Source organism: uncultured Roseobacter sp. (genome assembly GCF_947495275.1).
Classification (GTDB): domain Bacteria; phylum Pseudomonadota; class Alphaproteobacteria; order Rhodobacterales; family Rhodobacteraceae; genus Roseobacter.
This window is the reverse complement of sequence record NZ_CANLYL010000016.1, coordinates 87,875-110,073: the sequence shown is the minus strand read 5'-3', so window position 1 is coordinate 110,073 and position 22,199 is coordinate 87,875. Positions and strand designations below refer to the sequence as shown.

22 protein-coding genes are annotated in these 22,199 nt (G+C 57.4%); 11 read left to right on the top strand and 11 right to left on the bottom strand.

The features are described 5' to 3' along the window. Window positions 1-95: 95 nt before the first annotated feature. The 4 genes from Q0802_RS21795 to Q0802_RS21780 all read right to left on the bottom strand — a co-directional run bounded on the left by Q0802_RS21795 (window position 96) and on the right by Q0802_RS21780 (window position 3,358). The gene (locus Q0802_RS21795) at window positions 96-1,115 is read right to left on the bottom strand and encodes a LacI family DNA-binding transcriptional regulator (RefSeq protein ID WP_298921990.1); all 1,020 of its coding nucleotides are present in this window, start codon (window positions 1,113-1,115) and stop codon (window positions 96-98) included. Between the two features lie 97 nt (window positions 1,116-1,212). Further along, on the bottom strand, window positions 1,213-2,100 hold the full coding sequence (locus tag Q0802_RS21790; protein ID WP_298921989.1) for an NAD(P)-dependent oxidoreductase: 888 nt from the start codon (window positions 2,098-2,100) through the stop codon (window positions 1,213-1,215). Next, window positions 2,097-2,603 carry a gluconokinase gene (locus tag Q0802_RS21785; RefSeq protein WP_298921988.1) on the bottom strand — a complete coding sequence of 169 codons (507 nt, stop codon included), beginning with the start codon at window positions 2,601-2,603 and terminating at the stop codon, window positions 2,097-2,099. The genes Q0802_RS21790 and Q0802_RS21785 overlap by 4 nt, the downstream gene beginning before the upstream one ends. After that, window positions 2,600-3,358: an SDR family oxidoreductase gene (locus Q0802_RS21780; RefSeq protein ID WP_298921987.1), complete on the bottom strand. Its 759-nt coding sequence runs from the start codon at window positions 3,356-3,358 to the stop codon at window positions 2,600-2,602. Before Q0802_RS21780 ends, Q0802_RS21785 begins: the two co-directional genes overlap by 4 nt. Before the next feature lie 139 nt (window positions 3,359-3,497). Between Q0802_RS21780 and Q0802_RS21775 the strand changes: the two genes are divergently transcribed. Beyond that, window positions 3,498-4,529 (top strand): L-idonate 5-dehydrogenase, encoded by a 1,032-nt coding sequence (locus tag Q0802_RS21775; protein ID WP_298921986.1) that lies wholly within the window; start codon window positions 3,498-3,500, stop codon window positions 4,527-4,529. Between the two features lie 9 nt (window positions 4,530-4,538). Here the strand turns inward: Q0802_RS21775 and Q0802_RS21770 are convergent, their stop codons facing one another. Then, window positions 4,539-4,961, bottom strand: coding sequence for a heme-binding protein (locus tag Q0802_RS21770; protein WP_298921985.1), 423 nt, complete (start codon window positions 4,959-4,961; stop codon window positions 4,539-4,541). A 73-nt stretch (window positions 4,962-5,034) separates the two neighbouring features. Here Q0802_RS21770 and Q0802_RS21765 point away from each other — a divergent pair, with 73 nt between their 5' ends. From Q0802_RS21765 to Q0802_RS21725, 9 genes are all read left to right on the top strand, one after another. Then, complete coding sequence (locus Q0802_RS21765) at window positions 5,035-5,931, top strand: SMP-30/gluconolactonase/LRE family protein (protein WP_298921984.1); 897 nt, start codon at window positions 5,035-5,037, stop codon at window positions 5,929-5,931. After that, entirely contained in the window at window positions 5,928-7,325 is a 1,398-nt protein-coding gene (gene gndA, locus Q0802_RS21760) for an NADP-dependent phosphogluconate dehydrogenase (protein WP_298921983.1), read from the top strand. The genes Q0802_RS21765 and gndA overlap by 4 nt, the downstream gene beginning before the upstream one ends. Window positions 7,326-7,511: 186 nt before the next feature. Then, window positions 7,512-9,020 carry a sugar ABC transporter ATP-binding protein gene (locus tag Q0802_RS21755; RefSeq protein ID WP_298921982.1) on the top strand — a complete coding sequence of 503 codons (1,509 nt, stop codon included), beginning with the start codon at window positions 7,512-7,514 and terminating at the stop codon, window positions 9,018-9,020. A gap of 13 nt (window positions 9,021-9,033) precedes the next feature. Continuing rightward, window positions 9,034-10,056 carry an ABC transporter permease gene (locus Q0802_RS21750; RefSeq protein ID WP_298921981.1) on the top strand — a complete coding sequence of 341 codons (1,023 nt, stop codon included), beginning with the start codon at window positions 9,034-9,036 and terminating at the stop codon, window positions 10,054-10,056. Between the two features lie 29 nt (window positions 10,057-10,085). Then, on the top strand, window positions 10,086-11,174 hold the full coding sequence (locus Q0802_RS21745) for a substrate-binding domain-containing protein (RefSeq protein WP_298921980.1): 1,089 nt from the start codon (window positions 10,086-10,088) through the stop codon (window positions 11,172-11,174). A gap of 121 nt (window positions 11,175-11,295) precedes the next feature. After that, the gene (locus tag Q0802_RS21740; protein ID WP_298921979.1) at window positions 11,296-11,931 is read left to right on the top strand and encodes a paraquat-inducible protein A; all 636 of its coding nucleotides are present in this window, start codon (window positions 11,296-11,298) and stop codon (window positions 11,929-11,931) included. Then, complete coding sequence (locus Q0802_RS21735; protein WP_298921978.1) at window positions 11,898-12,548, top strand: paraquat-inducible protein A; 651 nt, start codon at window positions 11,898-11,900, stop codon at window positions 12,546-12,548. Before Q0802_RS21740 ends, Q0802_RS21735 begins: the two co-directional genes overlap by 34 nt. Then, window positions 12,541-14,625 carry an MlaD family protein gene (locus tag Q0802_RS21730; RefSeq protein ID WP_298921974.1) on the top strand — a complete coding sequence of 695 codons (2,085 nt, stop codon included), beginning with the start codon at window positions 12,541-12,543 and terminating at the stop codon, window positions 14,623-14,625. The genes Q0802_RS21735 and Q0802_RS21730 overlap by 8 nt, the downstream gene beginning before the upstream one ends. A 2-nt stretch (window positions 14,626-14,627) precedes the next feature. Next, window positions 14,628-15,194: an ABC-type transport auxiliary lipoprotein family protein gene (locus Q0802_RS21725; RefSeq protein ID WP_298921973.1), complete on the top strand. Its 567-nt coding sequence runs from the start codon at window positions 14,628-14,630 to the stop codon at window positions 15,192-15,194. Here the strand turns inward: Q0802_RS21725 and Q0802_RS21720 are convergent. Next, on the bottom strand, window positions 15,191-16,324 hold the full coding sequence (locus tag Q0802_RS21720; protein WP_298921972.1) for a pyridoxal phosphate-dependent aminotransferase: 1,134 nt from the start codon (window positions 16,322-16,324) through the stop codon (window positions 15,191-15,193). The genes Q0802_RS21725 and Q0802_RS21720 overlap by 4 nt on opposite strands. 51 nt (window positions 16,325-16,375) lie before the next feature. On the opposite strand from Q0802_RS21720, the gene Q0802_RS21715 reads away from it, so the two are divergent. Continuing rightward, a complete protein-coding gene (locus tag Q0802_RS21715) occupies window positions 16,376-17,128 on the top strand; it encodes an MBL fold metallo-hydrolase (protein WP_298921971.1) in 753 nt (250 codons plus the stop codon). Here Q0802_RS21715 and Q0802_RS21710 read toward each other — a convergent pair. From Q0802_RS21710 to Q0802_RS21690, 5 genes are read right to left on the bottom strand one after another with little or no spacing between them, the layout of a single operon-like run. Continuing rightward, on the bottom strand, window positions 17,125-17,850 hold the full coding sequence (locus tag Q0802_RS21710) for an SDR family oxidoreductase (protein WP_298921970.1): 726 nt from the start codon (window positions 17,848-17,850) through the stop codon (window positions 17,125-17,127). The two genes, Q0802_RS21715 and Q0802_RS21710, sit on opposite strands and share 4 nt — an antisense overlap. A 40-nt stretch (window positions 17,851-17,890) precedes the next feature. Continuing rightward, window positions 17,891-19,144 carry a flavin-dependent oxidoreductase gene (locus Q0802_RS21705; RefSeq protein WP_298921969.1) on the bottom strand — a complete coding sequence of 418 codons (1,254 nt, stop codon included), beginning with the start codon at window positions 19,142-19,144 and terminating at the stop codon, window positions 17,891-17,893. Then, complete coding sequence (locus tag Q0802_RS21700) at window positions 19,141-20,259, bottom strand: CaiB/BaiF CoA-transferase family protein (protein WP_298921967.1); 1,119 nt, start codon at window positions 20,257-20,259, stop codon at window positions 19,141-19,143. The genes Q0802_RS21705 and Q0802_RS21700 overlap by 4 nt, the downstream gene beginning before the upstream one ends. After that, window positions 20,256-21,218, bottom strand: coding sequence for an oligopeptide/dipeptide ABC transporter ATP-binding protein (locus tag Q0802_RS21695; protein ID WP_298921966.1), 963 nt, complete (start codon window positions 21,216-21,218; stop codon window positions 20,256-20,258). Before Q0802_RS21695 ends, Q0802_RS21700 begins: the two co-directional genes overlap by 4 nt. After that, entirely contained in the window at window positions 21,218-22,198 is a 981-nt protein-coding gene (locus Q0802_RS21690; RefSeq protein ID WP_298921964.1) for an ABC transporter ATP-binding protein, read from the bottom strand. The genes Q0802_RS21695 and Q0802_RS21690 overlap by 1 nt, the downstream gene beginning before the upstream one ends. Window position 22,199: the final 1 nt, after the last annotated feature.

Here is a 22,199-nt window from a genome sequence, read left to right as displayed (position 1 = left end):
TGTGGGCGAGAGTGACATTCCTGAATTGCAGATGGGTGACATTTTAGCTTTGCGGCTACACCAACTAATTCGTATAAGACATGTTATGTTAATTATTAGCGCATCGTAGACGCTCCAGGGCGGAGGACTGGAGAGATTTCGACCCGCTTCGAGCCTTCATGTCTTTCCGCCGAATTCAACAGGAAGGAAATCAGTTTCGCTGTTTGTGATCCGATGTCCATCGGACGCGGGTCTACCGTGGTTATCGTCGGATGCGAAATAGAGGAGAGCTCATACCCGCCAAACCCAGCGACCGCCATGTCCTGGGGAATGACCAGACCGCGTCGCATGCATTCGGTTGTTGCGCCAAATGCTGCGGGATCAGAGACGCAGATGACGGCTTCGGTATCCGGGTATTGCTCGAGCAGTTCGGTCATCGCATCCGCACCCTGGCGCATGGAGATCGGTGGTTTACCCCCGGCGATAAACCGAGCCTGACCCGATAGACCATGTCTTGCCATTCCGGTTACAAAACCCCGGCGGCGATCCGCACCACGCGTATCCCAGACTGTATCACCACCGACAAAGGCAATTCGTTGATACCCCTGTTCAACCAGATGATCGACCATCATCTCCATTGTTGAAGCATTGGAAAAGCCGACGACATGATCAATCGGGTCGGTTGGCAAATCCCACATTTCGACCACTGGAATGCCTGCCTGCTTCAACAAGCGCCTGGTTCGCTCCGTGTGCCGTCCGCCGGTCACAACGATGGCTTCGGGGCGCCTGCGTAGTAATTGCTCAATCAGTTCCTCTTCCTTTTCGATACTGTAGTCAGAATAGCCGAGCAGGATTTGCAGGCCCGACGCATTGAGATGAGCGGAAAGCGACCCCACGGTATCGGAGAAGTTTCCGTTATCAATCGTCGGGATGGTAACAGCGATGAAACCGGACTTTTGCGATCTCAAATTTGCGGCGGTGCTGTCAAAAACATACCCCATCTTTTCGGCAATTTCGCGCACCTTTTCACGAGTTTGCTGACTGACGGAACGATCACTTTTGAACGCTCGGCTCACGGTCATGACGGAAACACCTGCGGCACGGGCGACATCTTTCATCGTGGGCGGTCTGTCCATCAATTTCTCCTATCGCCGAAGGGGTCGGCCTGTCTCAGGTTTCAGAGCTTTCGCGCCTCGACTGCTTTGTGACCGTCCAGTCGTGCTCCGGTATCAATCATGAAAACGGCTCCTGTTGCGGACCCTTGAAAAACTCCATCAGCGCGGCCTGATCTTCGCCGCCCAACCCGGCGGCTGTCAGCATCCTGTGAACCTCCAGACAAAGCGCGGTCAGCGGCATGGAGGTATTTGTGCGCCGCGCCAAATCCTGCGCGCCATTGAGATCCTTGACCATGTTGTCGATGCGCCCGGTGCGACGGTAGTCCTTGGTTGCAAACCGGGGCATGTATTCCTGAAGGATCGCACTGTCCGCACGTCCCCCTTGCAAGGCGACGGGCACTTTTTCGGCTGTTACGCCTGCGTCCAAAGCCAGTTGCGTGGCCTCTGCCACAGCCATGAAACCGAGACCGCACAGCACCTGATTGATAAGTTTCGTCGTCTGACCAGCACCAACCGGCCCCATATGCGTGTAATTGCTGGCCACATGTTTCAGCACGTTGCGCGCGTCTTCGAAATCTGCCGCGCTGCCGCCAGCCATTAAAGTGAGCTCTCCGCTAAGGGCTTTGGGTGCGCCACCTGACAGAGGGCTGTCGACCCATCGCAAGCCAGCCTCCGCCGCCCGGTCGGCCAATGTTTTTGTGGCATCGGGATCAATCGACGACATGTCGATGATCAATGTGCCTTCGCGCGCGCCTTCCGCGATTCCATCAGGGCCAAACACTGCGATTTCCACAATTTTCGGACTATTAAGACTTGTGATCACGTAGTCCGATGCTTTGGCTGCAGCCGCGGCGGAAGGTGCCGCATTTGCGCCTCTGGCGACCAGTTCGGCCACTTTTGCTTGATCAAGATCGAACACGGTTAGCTGGTTGCCGGTCTCGGCCAGACGGGCCCCTATCGCACCGCCCATGGCCCCTGCACCGATTAACGCGACCTTGACACTCATACATGAATTCCTTCGATTTTTTGGGTCAGATCGGAAACGATGTCGGTGATACTTTGGTCAATATCTACCGTAACGCTCAGCTCGTCCGCCTGGGGTGGTTCAAGTGCTGAAAACTGGCTGTCGAGCAGAGATAGCGGCATGAAATGGTCTTTTCTGGCCCGCATGCGTTCCGCGATGACATCGCGCGTCCCGGAAAGATGCAGAAACACGATTTTGCCGCCTGCGCCGTCTCTGAGCCAGTCGCGGTACTTTCGACGCAAAGCCGAGCAGCCGATGACCAGCCCGTCCTGTGATTTTCTGAATTGAGCCGCGACCTCGGCCAACCAAGGGCGCCGGTCTGCGTCGTTCAAGGGTTCCCCCCGCGCCATCTTTTTAACATTGGCCTCAGGGTGCAGATCGTCGCCGTCAATAAAGCCAGCGCCAATCGCTTCGGCAAAGGCCATTCCGATGGATGTTTTTCCACAGCCTGAAACGCCCATCACAATGTAGCGCGGAAAGCTCACAACGAGGCCGTGATGCCGCCATCCACAAAGACGGTGGTGCCGTTCACGAATGAAGATGCATTTGATGCTAGGAAAATGCAGGTCCCCACAAGCTCATCAACATTGCCCCATCGCCCCGCGGGTGTTCGTTTTTCGAGCCAGGCGGAGAACTCTGGATCTGCCACCAATGCTGCGTTCAGAGGTGTATCGAAATATCCGGGGGCCAGACCATTGCATTGCAGACCGTGTTTGGCCCAATCCGTGGCCATCCCCTTGGTCAGGTTGGCGACCGCGCCCTTGGTCATCGTATAGGGGGCAATCCCGGGACGGGCGAGTGCTGTCTGGACAGAGGCGATATTGATGATCTTGCCTTGCCCGCGACCGATCATGTGCCGCGCGCAGGCTTGCCCGACGTGGAAAACGCTGGCGATATTGGTCTGCATCAGACGTTCAAACGCATCTGCCGGAAAATCTTCGAGGGGCGTGCGGTGCTGCATGCCGGCGTTATTGACCAGAATGTCGATTGCGCCCTTGTTTGCTTCAAAGCCATCCACAGCGGCGCGGACTGCGTCGTGATCTGTCGCGTCGAAAGGTAGTACATCGACATGGCCATCGAATTGAGCTGCCGCCGCATCCAGTTTCGCGGTATCACGCCCATTAAGGACTATATCAGCCCCGGCGGCCTGCAAACCTTTGGCCAGCGCAAATCCGATGCCTTGCGAAGAGCCGGTTATCAGCGCGCGGCGACCGGTCAGATCAAATAGGCTCAGGCTCATGGGGCTCTCTTTCTTCTCGACAATAGGGTTAACACCAGTTTATGTTATCGTTAACAAAACTTGTCAAGAGATCACTCAATATGCTGCGAATTCTTACCACCTTTCGGTTGGTCGGTCTTTTTTCCAGAAGGAACACAACATGAAATCTATCGTCATCCACGGCCAACGGGATTTGCGAATCGAGGAAACATCCGTTGCGGCACCGGGTATCGGAGAAGTTCAGATCGCGATTGCGACCGGCGGCATTTGTGGTTCCGACCTGCATTACTATAATCATGGCGGCATTGGTGCGATCCGCGTCAAAGAACCGATGATCCTCGGGCACGAGGTGTCAGGGCATGTCATTGCACTGGGTCCCGAAGTCGACGGCCTCAGCCTTGGTCAATTGGTCGCGGTGTCGCCGTCGCGCCCATGTCTTGCCTGCAGCTATTGCCATGAGGGCGCTCTTAATCATTGCCTGAACATGCGGTTTTATGGCTCGGCGATGCCGTTCCCGCATATTCAGGGGGCTTTCCGGCAAATGCTGGTTGCAGACCAAAAGCAATGTGCTCCCGCTGAGGGTCTGACCGCGGGAGAAGCGGCCATGGCAGAACCTCTTGCAGTGTGTTTACACGGCGCGCGTCAGGCCGGTGAGCTTTTGGGCAAGCGTGTTCTGGTCACCGGCTGCGGGCCTATCGGTCTGCTCTGTATCCTGGTGGCACGCCGTGCGGGTGCGGCTGAAATCGTGGCGACGGATTTGACCGATTTCACATTGAACATGGCTCGTCAAAATGGTGCGGACCGGGCGATCAACTCAATGGAGGACCCCGAGGCGTTGAAAGCCTATGAAGCTGACAAGGGTACCTTCGACGTTCTGTTTGAATGTACCGGGGCGGCACCGGCGCTTGCAGGGGGTATTGCCGCGTTACGCCCCCGCGGGACAATCGTACAATTGGGGATGGGGGGCGACATGACTCTGCCCGTGCAGGCCATCACCGCAAAAGAACTTAAGCTTTGCGGGTCTTTCCGTTTTCACGCGGAATTCTTTACCGGGGTTGAGCTGATGAAAAAGGGATTGATCGACGTTAAACCTCTGATCACACAAACCCTGCCCCTTGCGGAGGCGGTCAAAGCCTTTGATCTGGCGAGTGACCGGACGCAGGCCATGAAAGCGCAAATTTCCTTTGCCTGAAATTAACGCTCACGCATCCGCGCCAATCGCAGCAAGCGCCGCGCGCCCGACGTCAATATCCTGCGGCCCGGTGCCGGAGCCGACCCCGATGCCCCCCAACAAGACACCGTTGTGCCGAATGGGCAATCCGCCAGGCAAGCCCGTCACTTCGCCGCCCGTTGCAAGCCCGATGCCTGCGCGTACAGCTTCGGGAACACTGTCGCTGGGCGCACCAATAGATGCCGCGGTGCGCGCTTTGCTGAAAGCGCTTTTCCTGCTGAGATATTTTGCGCCGGTCATGCGGATTTCCCCCAGAAGTTCGCCGCTGGCATCCACAATGACAATCACTTGTGGCTGTCCCATTGCTTCGGCGCGCGCAATTCCGGCAGAGAGCATCGCCATGACACCGGCGTGGGTCAAAACTTCAGTGGAGTTGAAATACGGGTTCGACATGGAACGGACCTTTCGATTTGACGCCTTTGGGTGTTATCGTTAACTCAAGGGAAAGAAAAGTGGGAGGAACCCCATGTCATTTTTCGAAATTCACGATCCCGTCTTTGGGCAATATGTGCTGGGCAACGCGCCTGTAAAGCAGATTGCCACGGGATTTGACTGGGTTGAGGGGCCGGTCTGGTTTGGCGACGCAGGGTGCCTGTTGTTCTCGGACATCCCAAATAACCGCATAATGCGGTGGACGCCGGAAAGTGGCGTGACGACCTATCGCAGCCCTTCCAACTACGCCAACGGGCATACCCGCGACCGTCAGGGCAGACTGGTCTCCTGCGAGCACGGGACACGCCGTGTCACCCGCACCGAGCATGACGGGAAGGTCACGGTCATTGCCGATAAATTCGATGGCAAGCCTTTGAATTCGCCCAATGATGTGATCGTAAAATCCGACGACAGCATCTGGTTTTCCGATCCACACTACGGGATCATGACCAACTATGAAGGTTACACAAGCCCGCAGGAAAACCCCTGCGTTGTCTACCGCGCCGACCCGGACGCAGGCACGCTTGACGTTGTGATCGAGGACATGAACTGCCCCAATGGGTTGGCATTTTCTCCCGACGAAAACTTGCTTTATGTGGCTGACACGGGCCGCATGTTTTCCGATGATGCGCAGCATATCCGGGTTTATGACGTCGTGGGTGACAGAGTTCAGAACGGGCGTCACTTCCACAAGATTGACCCCGGTATTGCGGATGGCTTTCGTGTGGACACCGATGGCAACCTTTGGTCTTCGGCGGCGGATGGGGTGCATTGCATTGCACCGGACGGTCGCCTGCTGGGCAAGATTCTGGTGCCGGAACTGGTGTCCAACATCTGCTTCGGTGGGCGCGCAAAACACGAACTTTACATCACGGCGACGACCAGCGTCTACCGTGTGACACTGAACAGAGCGGGAGTGCAATTTCCATGACAAGTGAAATCGGGCTGGTTGGCCTTGGGACGATGGGCGCGGCCCTCGCCATGAATATTGCGGAAAAGGGTTTCGACATCGCAGTCTGGAACCGTACGACGCAAGTCACGCATGATTTTCACGCAGCATCCGGAGAACTCGCTTCGAAAATCACACCCACCGACAGCTTGGAGGACCTTGTTACGGCCATCAGGTCACCGCGCGCGATCATTTTGATGGTCCCCGCCGGGCAGGCGGTGGACGACCAGATTGCGGCACTGCGCCCGCTGCTAGGCCCTGATGACCTGATCATAGATGCAGGCAATGCCAATTTCCACGACACCAACCGTCGCGCACGCGAAGCAACCGGTCCACTCCTGGGAATTGGCGTGTCCGGGGGCGAAGAAGGCGCGCGTCATGGTCCGTCAATCATGGGCGGCGGCAAACGGGAATTTTGGGATCGCGTGTCACATGTGCTCGAAGCGATCAGCGCCAAATACGAAGGTACTCCTTGCGCCACATGGATGGGTGAAGAAGGTGCGGGTCATTTTGTGAAGGCTGTGCATAATGGCATCGAATACGCGGACATGCAGATGATCGCGGAGGTTTATGGCATTCTGCGTGATGGCATGGGCTATGATGCCGGGGCTGTAGGCGCTGTCTTTGATCGCTGGAACGAAGGGCCACTGCGGTCCTATCTGGTGGAGATTTCCGGAAAAGTAGCCGGGACAACGGATGCCGCCACGAACGCGCCATTGCTGGACGTCATTGTTGATGCTGCGGGTCAAAAAGGCACGGGTCGATGGACGGTCATCGAAGCGCAACACCTCGCCGCCCCGATTCCTGCCATCGAAGCAGCTGTGGTCGCGCGCAATCTTTCGTCGCGTCGGGATGCTCGCGCAGAGGGTGAAGTGCTTTTTGGCGCGGCACCCAGACCGATGGCAGAGGGAACACTGAATATTGACGCGATGGAACAGGCGATGATCTGTGGCAAGATCCTGTGCTACGCGCAGGGTTTCGCGATGATTTCCGCTGCGTCTGACGCTTTTGGCTGGGCCCTGCCCCTGCCCGAGATTGCCCGTGTCTGGCGCGAGGGCTGCATCATCCGGTCAGACATGCTCAACGATATGGCCTCGGCCCTCACCGATGACTCTGGGCGAAACCTGATGTTTGCGCCATTTTTCTCCGAAAAGCTGAAAACCAGCCACGACGCGTTGCGGCAAGTGGTCGCCCAGGCGGCCCTGCACGGTATCCCCGCCCCTGCCCTGGGATCGGGCCTGACATATTTCGACGCCATGCGTACCCATCGCGGCACAGCAAATATGATTCAGGGCCAGCGCGATTTCTTTGGGCTACATGGATTTGCACGGCTGGACGATGGCAGTACGGGCCAACATGGTCCCTGGGCGCATTAAAGCTCCGAACCCGGCGCTTCAATTCAAGACAGAACAACCAACCCGCAGGTCCTAATTTCGATCTGCGGGCTTTCTCTTCACAATAAATGTTATCGATAACTTTTCTTGTTGACTCCCTGGGGATCTGGTCCGATGATCCGATATGTTACCGATAACGATCCTTGTTGGTAGCGAGGGAGGACCACCATGTCCGAAGGGACATCTTCGAAAAAAAACGACCTGCGATTTGAAAATATCGTGAAAACCTTTGGGGGCACGCATGCGCTGCGGGGCGTCTCGCTGGATGTGGGCCGCGGTGAAATTGTCGCACTTTTGGGCGAAAACGGGGCCGGAAAATCAACGCTCATCAAAGTGCTGGGCGGGATCCACACGCCTGACAGCGGAAGCGTCAGCATCGAAGGCGTGCCTTACAAACACGTCGCAGGCGCGGTGAATGAACGACAAGCCGTTGCGTTTATCCACCAGGATCTGGGGCTTATCGAGTGGATGAGCGTCGCTGAAAATATCGCGCTGGCCGTTGGATACATGCGGCGCGGTGGCCGGATTGACTGGGTTGCTACGGAGAGCATTGCGCGCGATGCGCTTGCGCTGGTGGATGCGGATTTCGCGCCGACAACGCGTGTCTCTGATCTTTCCCGCACCGAGAAATCACTGGTGGCTATTGCGCGGGCATTGGCGGTGGAATGCGATTTTCTGGTGCTGGATGAACCTACGGCGTCCCTGCCTGCCGACGAGGTAGAACGGTTGTTTGCCGCTCTCAGGCCGCTGCGGGACAAAGGTGTGGGGATGATCTACGTTTCGCACCGGCTGGATGAGATTTTCAAAATCGCGGACAGGGTGGCCGTGCTGCGCGATGGCGAAATGGTCGGGATGCGCACTATCGCTGAGACAGATCCCGAAGACTTGGTGGACCTGATCGTGGGCGGCAAGACACGCGATATCGCGCGTCCGGACGCCCAGACCGGGGACGCAGTACTTGATGTGAAAGACCTGCGGACAGAAACCGCAGGCCCTGCCAGTTTCACCGTTCAGAAGGGTGAAATGCTCGGGCTTGTCGGATTGCGCGGTGCCGGGCATGAAGACATTGGACGCGCGCTCTTTGGTCTCCTGCCACATCAGGGATCGGTCACACTTTTGGGCCAAATGCCCGATCTGACCTCCCCGATTGGGGCGGTATCTTCGGGCATCGGGTTTGTGGCGCGTGACCGGGTTGTGGAATCCATCGCGCCCGCGCTGACAATCCGCGAAAACGCCTATCTCAATCCGCTGACGCATGGCCGCAAACTCTTTTCCTTCATGGGATCGCGACCCGAAGACGTCCGCGCCCGCGCGCTTGGTGGCCGCGTTGGCTTGTCCCCCAATGATCCGACATTGGCGATTGAGGCGCTGTCCGGCGGTAACCAGCAAAAAATCGTTGTGGGTCGGTGGCTCGACACAGGGCGCAGCTTTCTGATTGCCGAAGACCCCACAGCCGGGGTGGACGTGGGTGCCAAGGCGGAAATCTATCAACTGCTTTACGATGCGATGGCCGCTGGCATGGGCGTGCTTGTCGTTTCAACCGATTTCGAGGAAATCGCCAATATTTGTCATCGCGCTCTGGTTTTCAGCCGGGGTGTGCCTGTGACCGAAGTGTCCGGCGACCAACTTACAACACAATCGCTCATTCAGGCCGCATCGGCCGGTGAAGCGGCCTGAGGGAGGCAAACACGTGAACTCCATCGAATCCGATGCTCTTGAGCCAACCAAAGACCAGCTGGCCGGTATGACTTTCGGGCAAAAACTCATACGTCTGGCCCCGGTTTACGGGCTGGTGATCCTGATGTTCGGGCTGATCATCCTGTTTTCGGTGCTGCTACCGAACACGTTCCCCACGGTGCTCAATCTGCGTTCCATTGTCTCCGATAAATCGATCATAGCCTTGCTGTCACTGGCGGCGATGATCCCGATGGTCGCGGGCCGCATTGACCTGACGGTCGGCTATGGGATTGTCCTTTGGCACATCCTCGCGATCTCCTTGCAGACACTCTATGGGTTTCCCTGGCCGATGGCGGTGATCACGGTGATTGGTCTTGGTGCATTGACGGGTCTGGCAAACGGATTTCTGGTGGAAATCGCAAAGATCGACGCCTTCATCGCCACTCTGGGCACCGGCACCGTGCTCTATGCGCTGGCGCTCTGGCACACTGGCGGACGACAGGTTGTGGGCGTGCTGCCGGAAGGGTTCTACGCGCTAAACGGCACCTTTGTGCTTGGCCTGCCGATCACCGGATTCTACGTTCTGGCGATCACCATCGTTTTATGGCTCATCCTGGAATACACACCCATTGGCCGGTTTCTCTATGCCATCGGTGCGAACCAGAAAGCCGCAGCTTTGAATGGCATTCCCACCCGTAAATATGTCGTTGGCGCGTTCATTGCATCAGGAACGCTGACCGCGTTGACCGGCGTATTGCTGGCATCAAAACTGCGCATCGGTCAGGCCTCTGTCGGGCTGGAATTCCTGTTGCCTGCTCTTGTCGGTGCCTTTCTGGGATCCACCACGATCAAACCGGGGCGGGTCAATGTCTGGGGTACAATCGTGGGTGTCGTCATTCTTGCGGTCGGCATCTCGGGCATTCAGCAATTTGGCGGATCGTTCTGGGTCGAGCCGATGTTCAATGGCCTGACCCTGCTGATCGCCATTGGCATCGCGGGATATGCACAGCGAAAAAAGGGCTCCGGCCCGAAGTGATCAACAAAAACTGAGAAAGGGAGGACACTATGCTCAGAAGAACTCTAACAGCCTCAATCCTGGCGCTGGCTGTCGCCGGTCCGTCATATGCGGACGCCGTTTCAGAAGCCATGGCGGCAGTGAAACTGCACGCAGGTCAGAAAACCGCCTGGGACGGTCCCACATCGGGCCCAACCGGAGCAGAAGCTGGCACCATCGTTGTGCTGGCCGGTGATCTGAAAAATGGCGGTATTCTTGGCGTCACAAATGGCGTCGAAGAAGCTGCCGCTGCCATTGGGTGGGACGTACGCGTTCTGGATGGCGCGGGCTCCATTCAGGGCCGCACAGCCGCGTTCGGTCAGGCGCTGGCGCTGCAACCGGCGGGTATTATCATCAACGGCTTTGACGCAGTGGAACAGCAGGCCGCACTGGAACAAGCGCAAAATGCAAATGTTCCAATGGTCGCCTGGCACTCCGGTCCGGTGATCGGATGCAACCCGGGCAACGGCATCTTTGCCAACGTCTCGACGGATGCCATGCAGGTATCTGAAGCCGCTGCCCAATGGGCCTTTGCCGATGCGGGTGGTGAGCCGGGTGTCGTGATCTTTACCGACAGCACCTACCAGATCGCGATCGCCAAGGCGGACCGCATCAAGGAAACCATCGAGAAACTGGGAGGTACGGTTCTGGAATATGTCGACACGCCCATCGCGGACACCTCAAGCCGCATGCCGACGCTGACAACGGCCCTATTGCAGCGTCACGGAGACAAGTGGACACATAGCCTTGCGATCAATGACATCTATTTTGATTTCATGGGACCAAGCCTTGCCTCTGCCGGTTTGGGGGGCAACCAGAAACCGCTTGCCGTGGCCGCTGGAGATGGCTCGGAAAGCGCGTACCAACGTATTCGTTCCAACCAGTATCAGGCTGTGACCGTGGCCGAGCCGCTCAATCTGCAAGGTTGGCAACTGGTGGATGAGCTGAACCGGGCCATTCAGCGCGAAGAATGCTCTGGCTATACCTCGCCGTTGCATGTGGTCACGCAGGAAAATGTTGCCTTTGACGGTGGTGAGAACAACATCTTCGATCCCGGTAACGGCTACCGTGATGAGTACAGGAAAATCTGGGGCAAATAACGCGTTTCAGTAAATGATTGCCTCCGTCCGCTGAAACGGGCGGTCGGTGGCAATACCTCGATTGCAATCCCGCGCACATGACCCATGTTCGTTTGCCCTGAAAGCGTTTAAAACGAAACGCATGTCAGCAAGCGCCGCGAATCCCCGTGAAGATTTGATCGTCTGCCCGAAGTGCGACGCGGCTTACGCGCTTGTGCGCCCGGCCCCGGGGGAACGCGCTGTCTGCCATCGGTGCCATACCGTTCTGATAACACCACGCCGAAAAGCAGGCGTGCAGATCATTGCCCTCTCCTTTGCCATTCTCGTTCTGATCACGGCGGCGGCGATTTTTCCGTTCCTGTCTGTCTCGGTTGGCGGCGCCCGGAACACCGTGTCTGTGCTTGATGCGGCGCTTGCATTCAGCGATGGTCCCCTGATCGTTTTGTCGCTGACAACCGCGGCGTTGATCATTTTCATCCCTTTGACACGTGTGCTGCTCTCTCTTTACGTTCTGATCCCGATTGTTCTCGACAAACCTCCGGCCCGGCATGCCGCTCAGGCCTTTCGTCTGGCAGAAGCTTTGCGTCCCTGGTCCATGGCAGAAATATTTGCAATCGGATGCGCCGTCGCATTGGTGAAAATCAGTGATTTGGCCGAAGTTGGGTTTGGTCCTGCATTCTGGTTGTTTGCAGGTCTTGTTGTTCTTGTCGTCGTGCAGGATAATTTTTTGTGCAGGTGGTCCGTATGGAACGCGCTCGGCAAGCCGGCGAAATCCTGAATGCCCGTGATCTTGGTGTGGTGGCTTGTACGCGCTGCGCTCAGGTCTGGCCGATAGGGACCCGGGCGTGCAATCGGTGCGGTCACCGCGTCTACCACCGGGACGTCAAAAGCCTGCAACGTGTCTGGGCGCTGTGGCTGGTGGGTTTGATGTGTTATATACCGGCCAACCTCTATCCGATGCTCCGAACCCGCACCTTGTTGACCGTTCAGGAAAGTACAATTGTTGGAGGTGCCATTGAGTTGATCGAATATGGCAGTGTGGGCGTCGCGCTCATTATCTTGATTGCGAGTGTTGCGATCCCTCTGGCAAAATTCATGGCAATCGCCTTTTTGGCCATTTCCGTCACCCGCCCTTCCACCGTGTCAAAAAATCAAAGGCAGCTGCTCTACGAGGTGGTCGAATATATCGGTCGTTGGTCCATGATCGACATCTTTGTGGTTGCGATCCTGTCGTCACTGGTGCAACTCAATGTCCTGGTGGCGATAAGTCCCGGTCCTGCCAGCTTATTTTTTGCCTTGTCAGTGATTTTCACTATGCTCTCTGCACAGGCTTTCGACAGTCGGATGATTTGGGATGCGCAGCGGTGGCGCAAAGGAAAGAAAGACCATGAATAACGCCCCCGATCCGGTTCCGATCGACCCTGCGCGCGAGACGCTGTTTGGGCGCGCTTCAATCGTCTGGGCGATCCCGTTTCTCGCGCTGATCGTCGCCCTTACTGTCGCATGGCAGTCATACAATGATCGCGGTCCCCTGATTTCGATCGAGTTTGAGAACGGTGCCGGGATTGCCGCAGGCAGCACCGAGGTCCGGTTTAGGGATGTCACGGTTGGTATCGTCGAAGGTGTCACTTTCTCCGAAGGGTTGGAGGGCGTTGTCGCGCATATTCGTCTGGAAAAGGAAGTGGCGCGATATGTGGATGCGGGAGCTTCTTTCTGGGTTGTCCGCCCGCAGCTGTCTGTCCAGGGCGTTTCGGGCCTCGATACTGTTTTGAGTGGCGTTTTCATCGAAGGTTCATGGGATAGCGAGATCGGGCCAATCCGCACGGCATTCAAAGGATTGGAGATACCGCCCCTGTTCCGTCCGGGCAAAGAGGGCCTGCAGATCGCGTTGCGCACAACCCCGGGGGGGTCGTTGACAGATAACAGTCCGATCCTCTTCAGAGGTATTGAAATCGGGCGTGTGGGCTCGGCGCGTATCTCTCGCGAAGGGAATTTTGCGATTGCGGAGGCCATTATTTATGAACCGCATGGCCGTCTGGTCACCGGCAATACACGGTTTTGGGATACCTCCGGTTTCAGCGTCTCCATTGGTCCTTCAGGTGCTGAGGTGGATTTTTCATCTCTGGCTACACTGATCGGTGGCGGGCTCACCTTCGATACATTCGTATCCGGCGGCGAGCCGGTGACCGATGGCACCGTCTTTGAAGTCTTCGCCGATGAGGTCACAGCGAGAAATAGCGTCTTCAACCGGTCCGAGGCCGAGCTGCTCGAACTGCGCGTTATCTTCGACGAAAATATTTCTGGCCTCGCACTTGGCGCACCCGTTGAATTCAGCGGTCTGCGCATCGGGTCGGTTGAAGCTCTGTCGGGGATCGTGGATCGTGAGCGGTTTGGTGATGCGCGTGTCCGACTAAACGTGATCATCGGTATTCAGCCAGCCCGATTGGGTCTTTCGGGGGATTTGGGGCCAGAGGCGGTTGTTTCTTTCCTCAACGCAAGGGTGCAGGAAGGTCTGCGAGCGCGTCTCGCAACTGCAAGCCTGCTGACAGGTGGATTGAAAGTTGAGCTGGTGGAGATCGAAGATGCACCGATTGCTGCTGCCATCACCGAAGAGGAAGGCATGCCAACCCTTCCTTCTACAGACAGCGAAATCTCCGATGCGACCGCTACGGTAGAGGGGGTTTTCACCCGTATCAACAGCCTGCCGTTCGAAGAACTGCTCAACAGCGCCATTGGATTCATGCAAGGAGCCGAGGCGTTTGTCTCCAGCAAGGAGCTGCGGGAGACGCCTCAGGAAATCCGCGCATTGCTGGGCGACATACGCGCAATTGTGTCTTCGCAGGAAGTCAAAGACATCCCGGTTTCTCTGAATGCCGCTATCCAACGCGCCGAAACCTTGCTGTCGCAAATTGAAGAAGGCCAGGCTGTCTCCCGGGTTGTAGAAGCAATTGCTGCCGCCACCGAAGCCGCGAATTCAGTCAGCGCATCGGTGGCCGGGGTGCCTGAACTCATAGAAGGTTTGAGCGGGGTTGCAGCCAAGGCTGAGGCTCTGCCGCTCGACGAATTGACCTTGCAATTGACGGAGTTGTTGGCCTCCGCTGATGCAATCCTCGGGACCCCAGCCGCGCAGGAGCTTCCGGAATCGCTTGGTGCCGCGCTGGATGAGTTGAATGCGACGCTGACCGAATTGCGCGAAGGCGGTGCCGTGCGCAATGTGAATGCAACCTTGAATTCTGCGCGTGAAGCAGCAGATGCCGTGGCTCTTTCCAGCCGCGATCTGCCGCAACTGGTCGAACAGATCACCGATGTATTCGATCAGGCCAGCCGGACAATTGCGGGATACAATCAGGGCGATGTCATCAGTCGCGATGCACAGGCAGCTTTGCGCGACATTTCAAAGGCTGCGAACGCACTGACAGCCCTGGCACGGCTTTTGGAACGTAATCCAACCGCGCTCATCAGAGGACGTTGACTATGGGATTTTTCAAACCTCTCTTCCCGGTTTTCGCCTTGTGCTGCCTGACGGCCTGCGCATCGGCGCCAGACAGATATGTCATTCCTGCAACCCAAGCGACGGAACGCCAGAGAATTGCCTTTCGCTCTGTCGAGATCAGAGAAATCTCCTTGCCTGCCTATGCCGCCTCTGATGAGATTTCCAGCCTCGGCACAGACGGCAAACTCACCAACGAACGTGGGGTCTTGTGGGCCGACACTCCGGAGCGCGCAGTTGCCTTAGAGCTTGCCCGCCATTTGTCAGGGCTAAGTGGTGCAAGGGTTGCTTCCGCCCCCTGGCCTTTGGACACGTTGCCGGATGCTCGGCTGGAGCTGCGGTTCGAAAGTCTGGTGGCCGGTACGGATGGACAGTTCCGCGCGGTTGGACAGTATTTCGTCGCAGTTGCGGAGGGGGGGCGTGAACGCTCCGGCTTGTTTGATCTGTCGCAAACCTTTGATCCCGCAGGCGGGCCGCAAGCGATTGCTACTGCGCGTGGGCAGATCATTCTTGATCTGGCGCGCTATATCGCGGTGAATGGGTTGCGCTAGAGCCCGTTGCGCCAATCCGCCAATGCCTGGCCAACCCGGCCCAGCCCTTCATCCAGTTTGACGTCTGGTCCACCGCCAACGCCAAGACGGATGTGATTTGGTTGCCCATAGGCGCTGCCGGGCAACACAAAGGTTCTGTAAGGCGCTTCCAGCAGGCGACGCGCGAACCGGTCACTGTCCAAACCCTGCGGCAAGCGACCAAGCCCTATCAACCCGGCTTGCGGCGGCACCCAGGTCAGATCGGGTTGCGTTGCTAACCAGTCATTCATCCGTGCAAGATTTCGCATACCTGCCGTGCGCGCGGCCTGTATCGCGGGTAGGAGCCGGTCCGGTCGCAAGGCTAATTCCGCGATGACCTCGCCCATGATGTTCATGATTTCCGAGGAGTTTTCGCGCAAGATAACCGCATCCATGACCAGATCAGGGTCCGAACAGATCAGCCAGCCCGTGCGTAATCCCTGCAATCCAAGCGCTTTTGAGACCGAGCCTGTGGTAATGCCTTTGGAGTATAACCCGGCGATGGAGGGAGCCCTGGGCCCTTGCCATTCCAGACCGGCATAAACCTCGTCTACCAAAAGCCACGCGCCGACTTTGTCCGCGATCCTTGTAATCTCTTCCAACTCAGATTTACCCAGAACCTGCCCGGTCGGGTTGTTCGGATTGCTTAGAAAGATCAGGCGTGTGTGCGGCGTGACCGCAGTCTTGACTGCGTCCAGCGATAGTTTCCAGCTATCTTCTTCTCGACGTTCGACCGTCACGATATCCGCGCCGATGGCCCGCGCCAGAACTTCAGCCTGCGGCCAACCGGGGGTTTCAACGACAATCTCGTCGCCGGGCTGCACAAGCTGCATGATCGACAGATAGTTGGCCTCTGCCGCGCCTGCTGTAATCAGCACATCCTCGATCCCGCAGATACCGGTCAACCCGGCCTGAGCCAGAACATGGGTGCGCAATTCGGGCAAGCCACGAAAGTCGAGATTGTTCCAGTCCAGCGGTAAATCCGGGTCAAGATCATCCAGAAAGGCGCCAAGTCTTGGCGATTCCGACAATGAAAACCCGACAATTGCCTCGGGTGCCGTTGAAGTTGTTTCAAGAAGATACTGGAAAAGCGTGTGTATCTTGACTTTCATGAGCTGCGTCTCGTCTAGTTCTCTTCCAACAAGAGAGGTCGGACGGTTCTTATGCAACCCCTTCTGAAAGGTCGCCCGCTGCGCATGGCCGCTCTGGACTACGGTCTGTTCCAGGTGCACGCCAACAACCGCATTATCGGGATTTGCGGATTTCTGATCCAGACAGACCAAGAAGAGAACGTGCTGATCGACACCGGGTTTCCCGAAAAATATGCACAAGATGCACAGCTTGCCACGGAGGAGGACGATCTGGGCAGCTTCGGACGTGTTCTGTCGATCACGTATCAGAATATGGCACCTGCTCAGTTGGCGCTGCTTGGCTTATCTTCTTCTGATATTGATCTGATGATTCAAAGCCATACGCATATTGATCACGTGGGCTTCATGGACGGATTTCCCGGTGTTCCAATCCTCATTGCTGCCGCGGAACGTGCTTTGCCGCGACCGCTCTACTGGTCGGGGAAACAGCTTATGGAATGGCCTGACAGAGAGTATCTGCGGGTTACCGAAGACGTGGACATTGGGCCAGGGTTTACCGTTTTTCTGGTACCGGGCCATGCGCCGGGCCAATTGGCTTTCATGGTGTGTTTGCCAGAGACTGGGCCAACCCTCCTGACCTCGGATGCGATCAGTCGCGCGGCCGAAATCGATGAGAAATTTGCAGGGTCCTGGAATGAAGATCTGGCGATCAAGCATGGCGCGCGGTTGATGCAGATTGCGACGGATCAAAAAGCCAAAGTGATTTTTGGGCATAGTCCGGAGCAATGGCCCACGCTCAGAAAAGCACCGGAATGGTATAGCTAGCGCACATCCCGGCCCTGGTTGAGGATGATCACATTGCCGCTGCAAACATCCCCGGCAGGTGAAATCAGGAAACCAACCCATGCGGCCACTTCTGCGGGTTGCATTGCCCTGCCATGCGGCATCTGTGAAATCGCAGTGTCGAGAACTTCCCGGCTCACAACGTTGAACAATGGCGTTTCCGTCATCGCCGGCGCAATAGAGTTCACCGCGATTTTTTCCTTTGCAAAACGCCGTGCGAGATCTTTGGTCAAGGTGTCCATGGCGGCCTTTGACGCCCGGTAATGCGGCGGGTCGAACACATCGAAATTATAGGCCCCGTTGGAAGAGATATTGACGATTTTCCGGATCCCGCTGCGCCCCAGCATCAGCTTCACCGCAGCCTGACAACAGTGGAAAGCGCTGGAAAAGTTGAGCGCCATCTGCTGATCGAATTCGTCAGCCGGAATCTCTGGAAACTCTGACATCAGGCAAGTTCCTGCGTTGTTGACCAGCGCATCAATGCCGCCGTGGGCCTTGCCGATGCTTGAAAATGCCTGCGCGATGGCTGCGGGATCAGTGAGATCGACCTCGACGCCTTCAAATCCGGCCTGCGACAATTTGGTCAGCCCGCCGGTATCGATATCAAACCCGATGACGTGAAAACCGTCTAGCAGCAATCGAGAAACGATAGCCTGCCCCATGCCGCCTGCGGCTCCTGTTACAACTGCAATTTTTTCAATCATAATTTCTCGATACCAAGCAAATTCCCGTAGGTCCGAACCATTACACGGGCCCGATGATCGCAGGTTGGGCGTTCAACGCATCTTTGTCCAATCCTGCGAGAGATTTGTATTTTGCCGCATGCGCCGCAAGCTCCCTACGCGGGACGACACGGTGGATATCGTCGAAGCGACCGGCGCAGCGGTCTTCTACCATTTGCAGGATCGCATCGGGGCCGCTGCCTCTGTTGGCAAGCGTGACTTGCGTCGTTCTTGGCCGAACAGTGTTCTCATAAGCGACAAACGCACCCTGAACGTCACGATGATCTCTCAGGCAAGCGCCCATTGTGCGCGCATCGACAATCGCCTGGCTCGCGCCATTTGAGCCAACAGGGTATGTCGGGTGCGCCGCATCACCCATCAGCGTCACGCATCCTTGTGTCCATTGCGCGACCGGATCGCGGTCCACCATCGGGTATTCATAGATTACATCCGCGCCTTTGATCAGGGTCGGCACGTCGAGCCAGTCGAACTTCCATGTCTCGAAAGACGGCAAGAAATCCTCCAAATCTGCCGCCCGGTTCCAGTCTTCCCTGCGCCATCCCAGCGTCGGATCAACGCGCCGCTCTGCGATCCAGTTCAGCGTCGCTGAGCCTGTGCGCGGGTCAGGCGCCGAAATCGGGTACACCACCATGCGCTGGGTGTCGTGACCCGCCAGGATCATATCTGCACCTGACAGGAACGGGGCAGCTTGTGTCGTGCCGCGCCAGAGGATTGCACCGCCCCAGACAGGCACGCCCTCATTGGGGTACATTTGCGCCCGCAGGGCGGAATGTATGCCATCTGCGGCGACAACAGCATCGCCAGTGATTTCAGAGCGCCCCTTGGGCGTTTCGACAAGAAGTGCAGCGCCGCTGGTGGTCTGGGCAAATTCGGTGGCGCGATGCCCGGTTAAAATGCTGTCTTCTCCCGCCCGCGTAACCAGTGTTTCATAGAGCAGCATTTGCAGCAAACCCCGGTGCACGGAAATCTGTGGCCAATTGTAGCCGGCGGCCGTACCGCGCGGTTCCGTCCAGATTTCATGACCCGTTCTGGTGTAGAATCCGAGGCTCTGGGTTGCGACACCAAGCGCGTTTAACGGGTTCTCCAACCCCAGATCGAACAATTCGCGCACGGCATTGGGTTGCAGATTAATCCCGACACCTAATGGTCTTAGCTGCCGCACCGCTTCAAAGATGCGAAAAGGGATGCCAATCTGATGCAGCGTCAATCCAAGTGTCAGCCCTGCGATACCAGCACCGGCGATCAGGATGGTCATGTAATGTCTCCCGCCTGCCGCATCCGTGAAATGCATTCGTTGGAATATCCCATCTCCCTGAGCAGATCATCTGTATCGGCACCAATGGCTTTTGGCGGCGCGGGTTTTTGGGGACAGGTGCGGCTGAAGCGGGGGGCGGGACTGGCCTGAGTCGTTTCCCGGTCGGCGAAGAATACATCGCGCTGCGCATTTTGCGGATGAACGGGCGCTTCGTCAAAATCCAGAATCGGAGTGACGCAGGCATCGGACTCTTCAAAAACGGCTGCCCATTCATCGCGGGTCTTGGTGATGAACACCTTCGCGAAGTCCTCGCTGGTTTTCTGCCATTGCGTTTTGTCGTTTTGGGCGGAAAGATCATGGATCGGCAATCCGGCCTTGTCGACAAGTTCCGCATAGAATTGCGGTTCCAGCGCACCGACAGATATGAATTTTCCGTCCGCGCATTCGTAGCACCTGTAAAAGGGTGCAGCGCCATCCAGCCAGTTTGCACCCCGTTCTATGGTCCATGATCCCTTGGCCAGCATACCGTGGATCAACCCCATCATGGCTGGCACGCCATCGGCCATGGCAGCATCAACGATCTGTCCTTTTCCGGAAATGCCTTTTTCAATAAGTGCCGATAGAATTCCGAGCAGAAGGAACATGGTCCCTCCCCCAAAATCCGCGATCAGGTTCAGCGGCACGGTTGGGGGTTCGCGCTCCGGTCCGATGGCATGCAGCGCACCCGTCATTGCCAGATAATTGATATCGTGCCCGGCCTTTTGCGACCAGGGGCCGACCTGTCCCCACCCGGTCATGCGGGCATAGATCAGTGTTTCGGGACACGCATCCGGACCAAGTTGCAAGCGCTCCATGACGCCGGGGCGAAACCCTTCGATCAAGACGTCTGATTGCGCGATCAACTTTCTGGCAACGCTTCTCCCGGCTTCAGATTTCAGATTGAGGGCGATACTGCGTTTGCCGCGCCGATTGATGTCCGTTGGATCGGCCGGGGCTGACTTTCGATCAATCGCGACAACGATTGCGCCAAGATCCGCCAACAATTGACCTGCCAACGGTGCAGGGCCAAGCCCTGTGAACTCTACCACTTTCAGTGACGTAAGCGGCCCGGTCATTCGGCCAGATGGCAGGCCACTCGTGCGCCGCGCAGCAGGCGCATTTCCGGCCGTTTCTGAGAGCAGATCGACGTGGCGATGGCGCAACGCGGGTGAAAAGCGCACCCCGTCGGCGGGTTGATCGGGTCGGGAATTTCGCCCGTTGGCGGCGGTACTTCGCGGCCAAAGTTGTCAAGCTGTGGGGCGGCCGCAAGCAGCATTTGCGTGTAGGGGTGTTTCGGATCTTCGAAAAGTGCCTCCGGGTCGGCTTCTTCCACAAGGCGGCCAAGATAGAGCACGCCGATCCGGTCAGCCATATGCTGAACCACGGTCAAGTCGTGGCTGATGAAGAGATAGGTCAGACCAAAGGTGTCTTTCAGATCGCTCATCAGGTTCAGGACCTGCGCTTGCACCGACACATCCAAAGCCGATGTGGGCTCGTCACAAACGATCAGTTTTGGCTCTGATGCGAGTGCGCGCGCGATGCAGATGCGCTGTCTTTGTCCGCCGGAAAACTCATGCGGGAATTTGCCTGCGTCCCGCGCGGAAAGGCCCACCTGTTCCAGCAAGCGTTCTGCCAATCCTGTTGTTTCGCCCCCCCGGGCGGCAACCGGTTCCGCGATGATGTCACGCACGCGCCAGCGCGGGTTCAGCGAGGCAAAGGGATCCTGAAAGATCATTTGAATGTCGCGCCGAACCGCGTCTACTTTTGCGGCGTCGGTTTCCCGCGCCAGATCAACGCCGCGGATTTCGACCGACCCATCTGACGGAGGCAAAAGCCCGACAAGCATTTTACCAATCGTGGATTTGCCTGACCCGCTCTCACCGACAAGCGCATAGACACTGCGTTCGGCAATGTCGAAACTGACGTCGGACACTGCGGTCAGAAAGGCTTTTTGCCGACGTTCAACCACACGGTTCAGCCAGGGTTTGGACACATCGAAAATGCGGGTCAGGCCGCGTATATCTACCAGCGCCATTAGGCCACGGCCTCCCGCGTCATCGGGTACCAGCAGGCGACGCGCCCTGCCCCATCTTCGATGCGGGGCCCCGGCGTCTTGCGACATTGGTCCTGCGCTTGGGGGCATCGGGGGTGAAAAGCGCAGCCAGTCGGCAAGGCATCGAGGCGTGGCATGGCACCGGGGATTTGATGCAGCCGATCCTTGCCGCGCGAGGCCAGAGGCGTCGATCCCATCAGCCCGTCCGTATAAGGGTGGTGCGGGGCCGTCAGCACATCGCGCACGGGGCCAAGCTCGGCAAGCTGACCGGCATACATCACTGCGACCCGATCAGCGGCTTCGGCGATCACCCCCATATCGTGTGTGATCAGCATGACGGCAGTGCCACGTTCACGGCAGAGTTTCTTGAGTAGGGAGATGATCTGCGCTTGCACCGACACATCCAGCGCTGTGGTCGGTTCATCCGCGATGATCAGCGATGGTTCCGCGCAAAGGGCCAAGGCAATTACGACCCGCTGACGCATGCCACCGGAAAACTCGTGAGGGTAGCTGCCAACCCGCTCCGCAGCTCCCGGAATGCCCACTTCTTCCAGCGCTGCGACCGCCCGCTTCTCCGCCTCACTACGAGAAATATCGAGATGGGCGAGCATGGTTTCGGTCAACTGATCGCCTATCCTGAGCAAGGGGTTGAGAGAGGTCAGCGGGTCCTGAAAAACCATGCCGATCTCTTTGCCGCGCATGCGCCGCATCTGCTCGCCGGAAAGGTTGTCAACGCGTGTCTCGCCCACACGGATTTCTCCTTCGGAAATATGTGCAGGGGGGTTGAGCAGGCCGATCACGGCATTTCCGGCCATGGATTTCCCCGCCCCGGATTCGCCCACAACGCCCAGTATTTCACCTTTTGCGATATCGTAGCTTACGCCGTCTACCGGGCGCAGAATGCCGTGGCGTGTCGGAATTTCGACAGTCAGGTTGCGGATGGAGAGAACCGGTGAAGACATG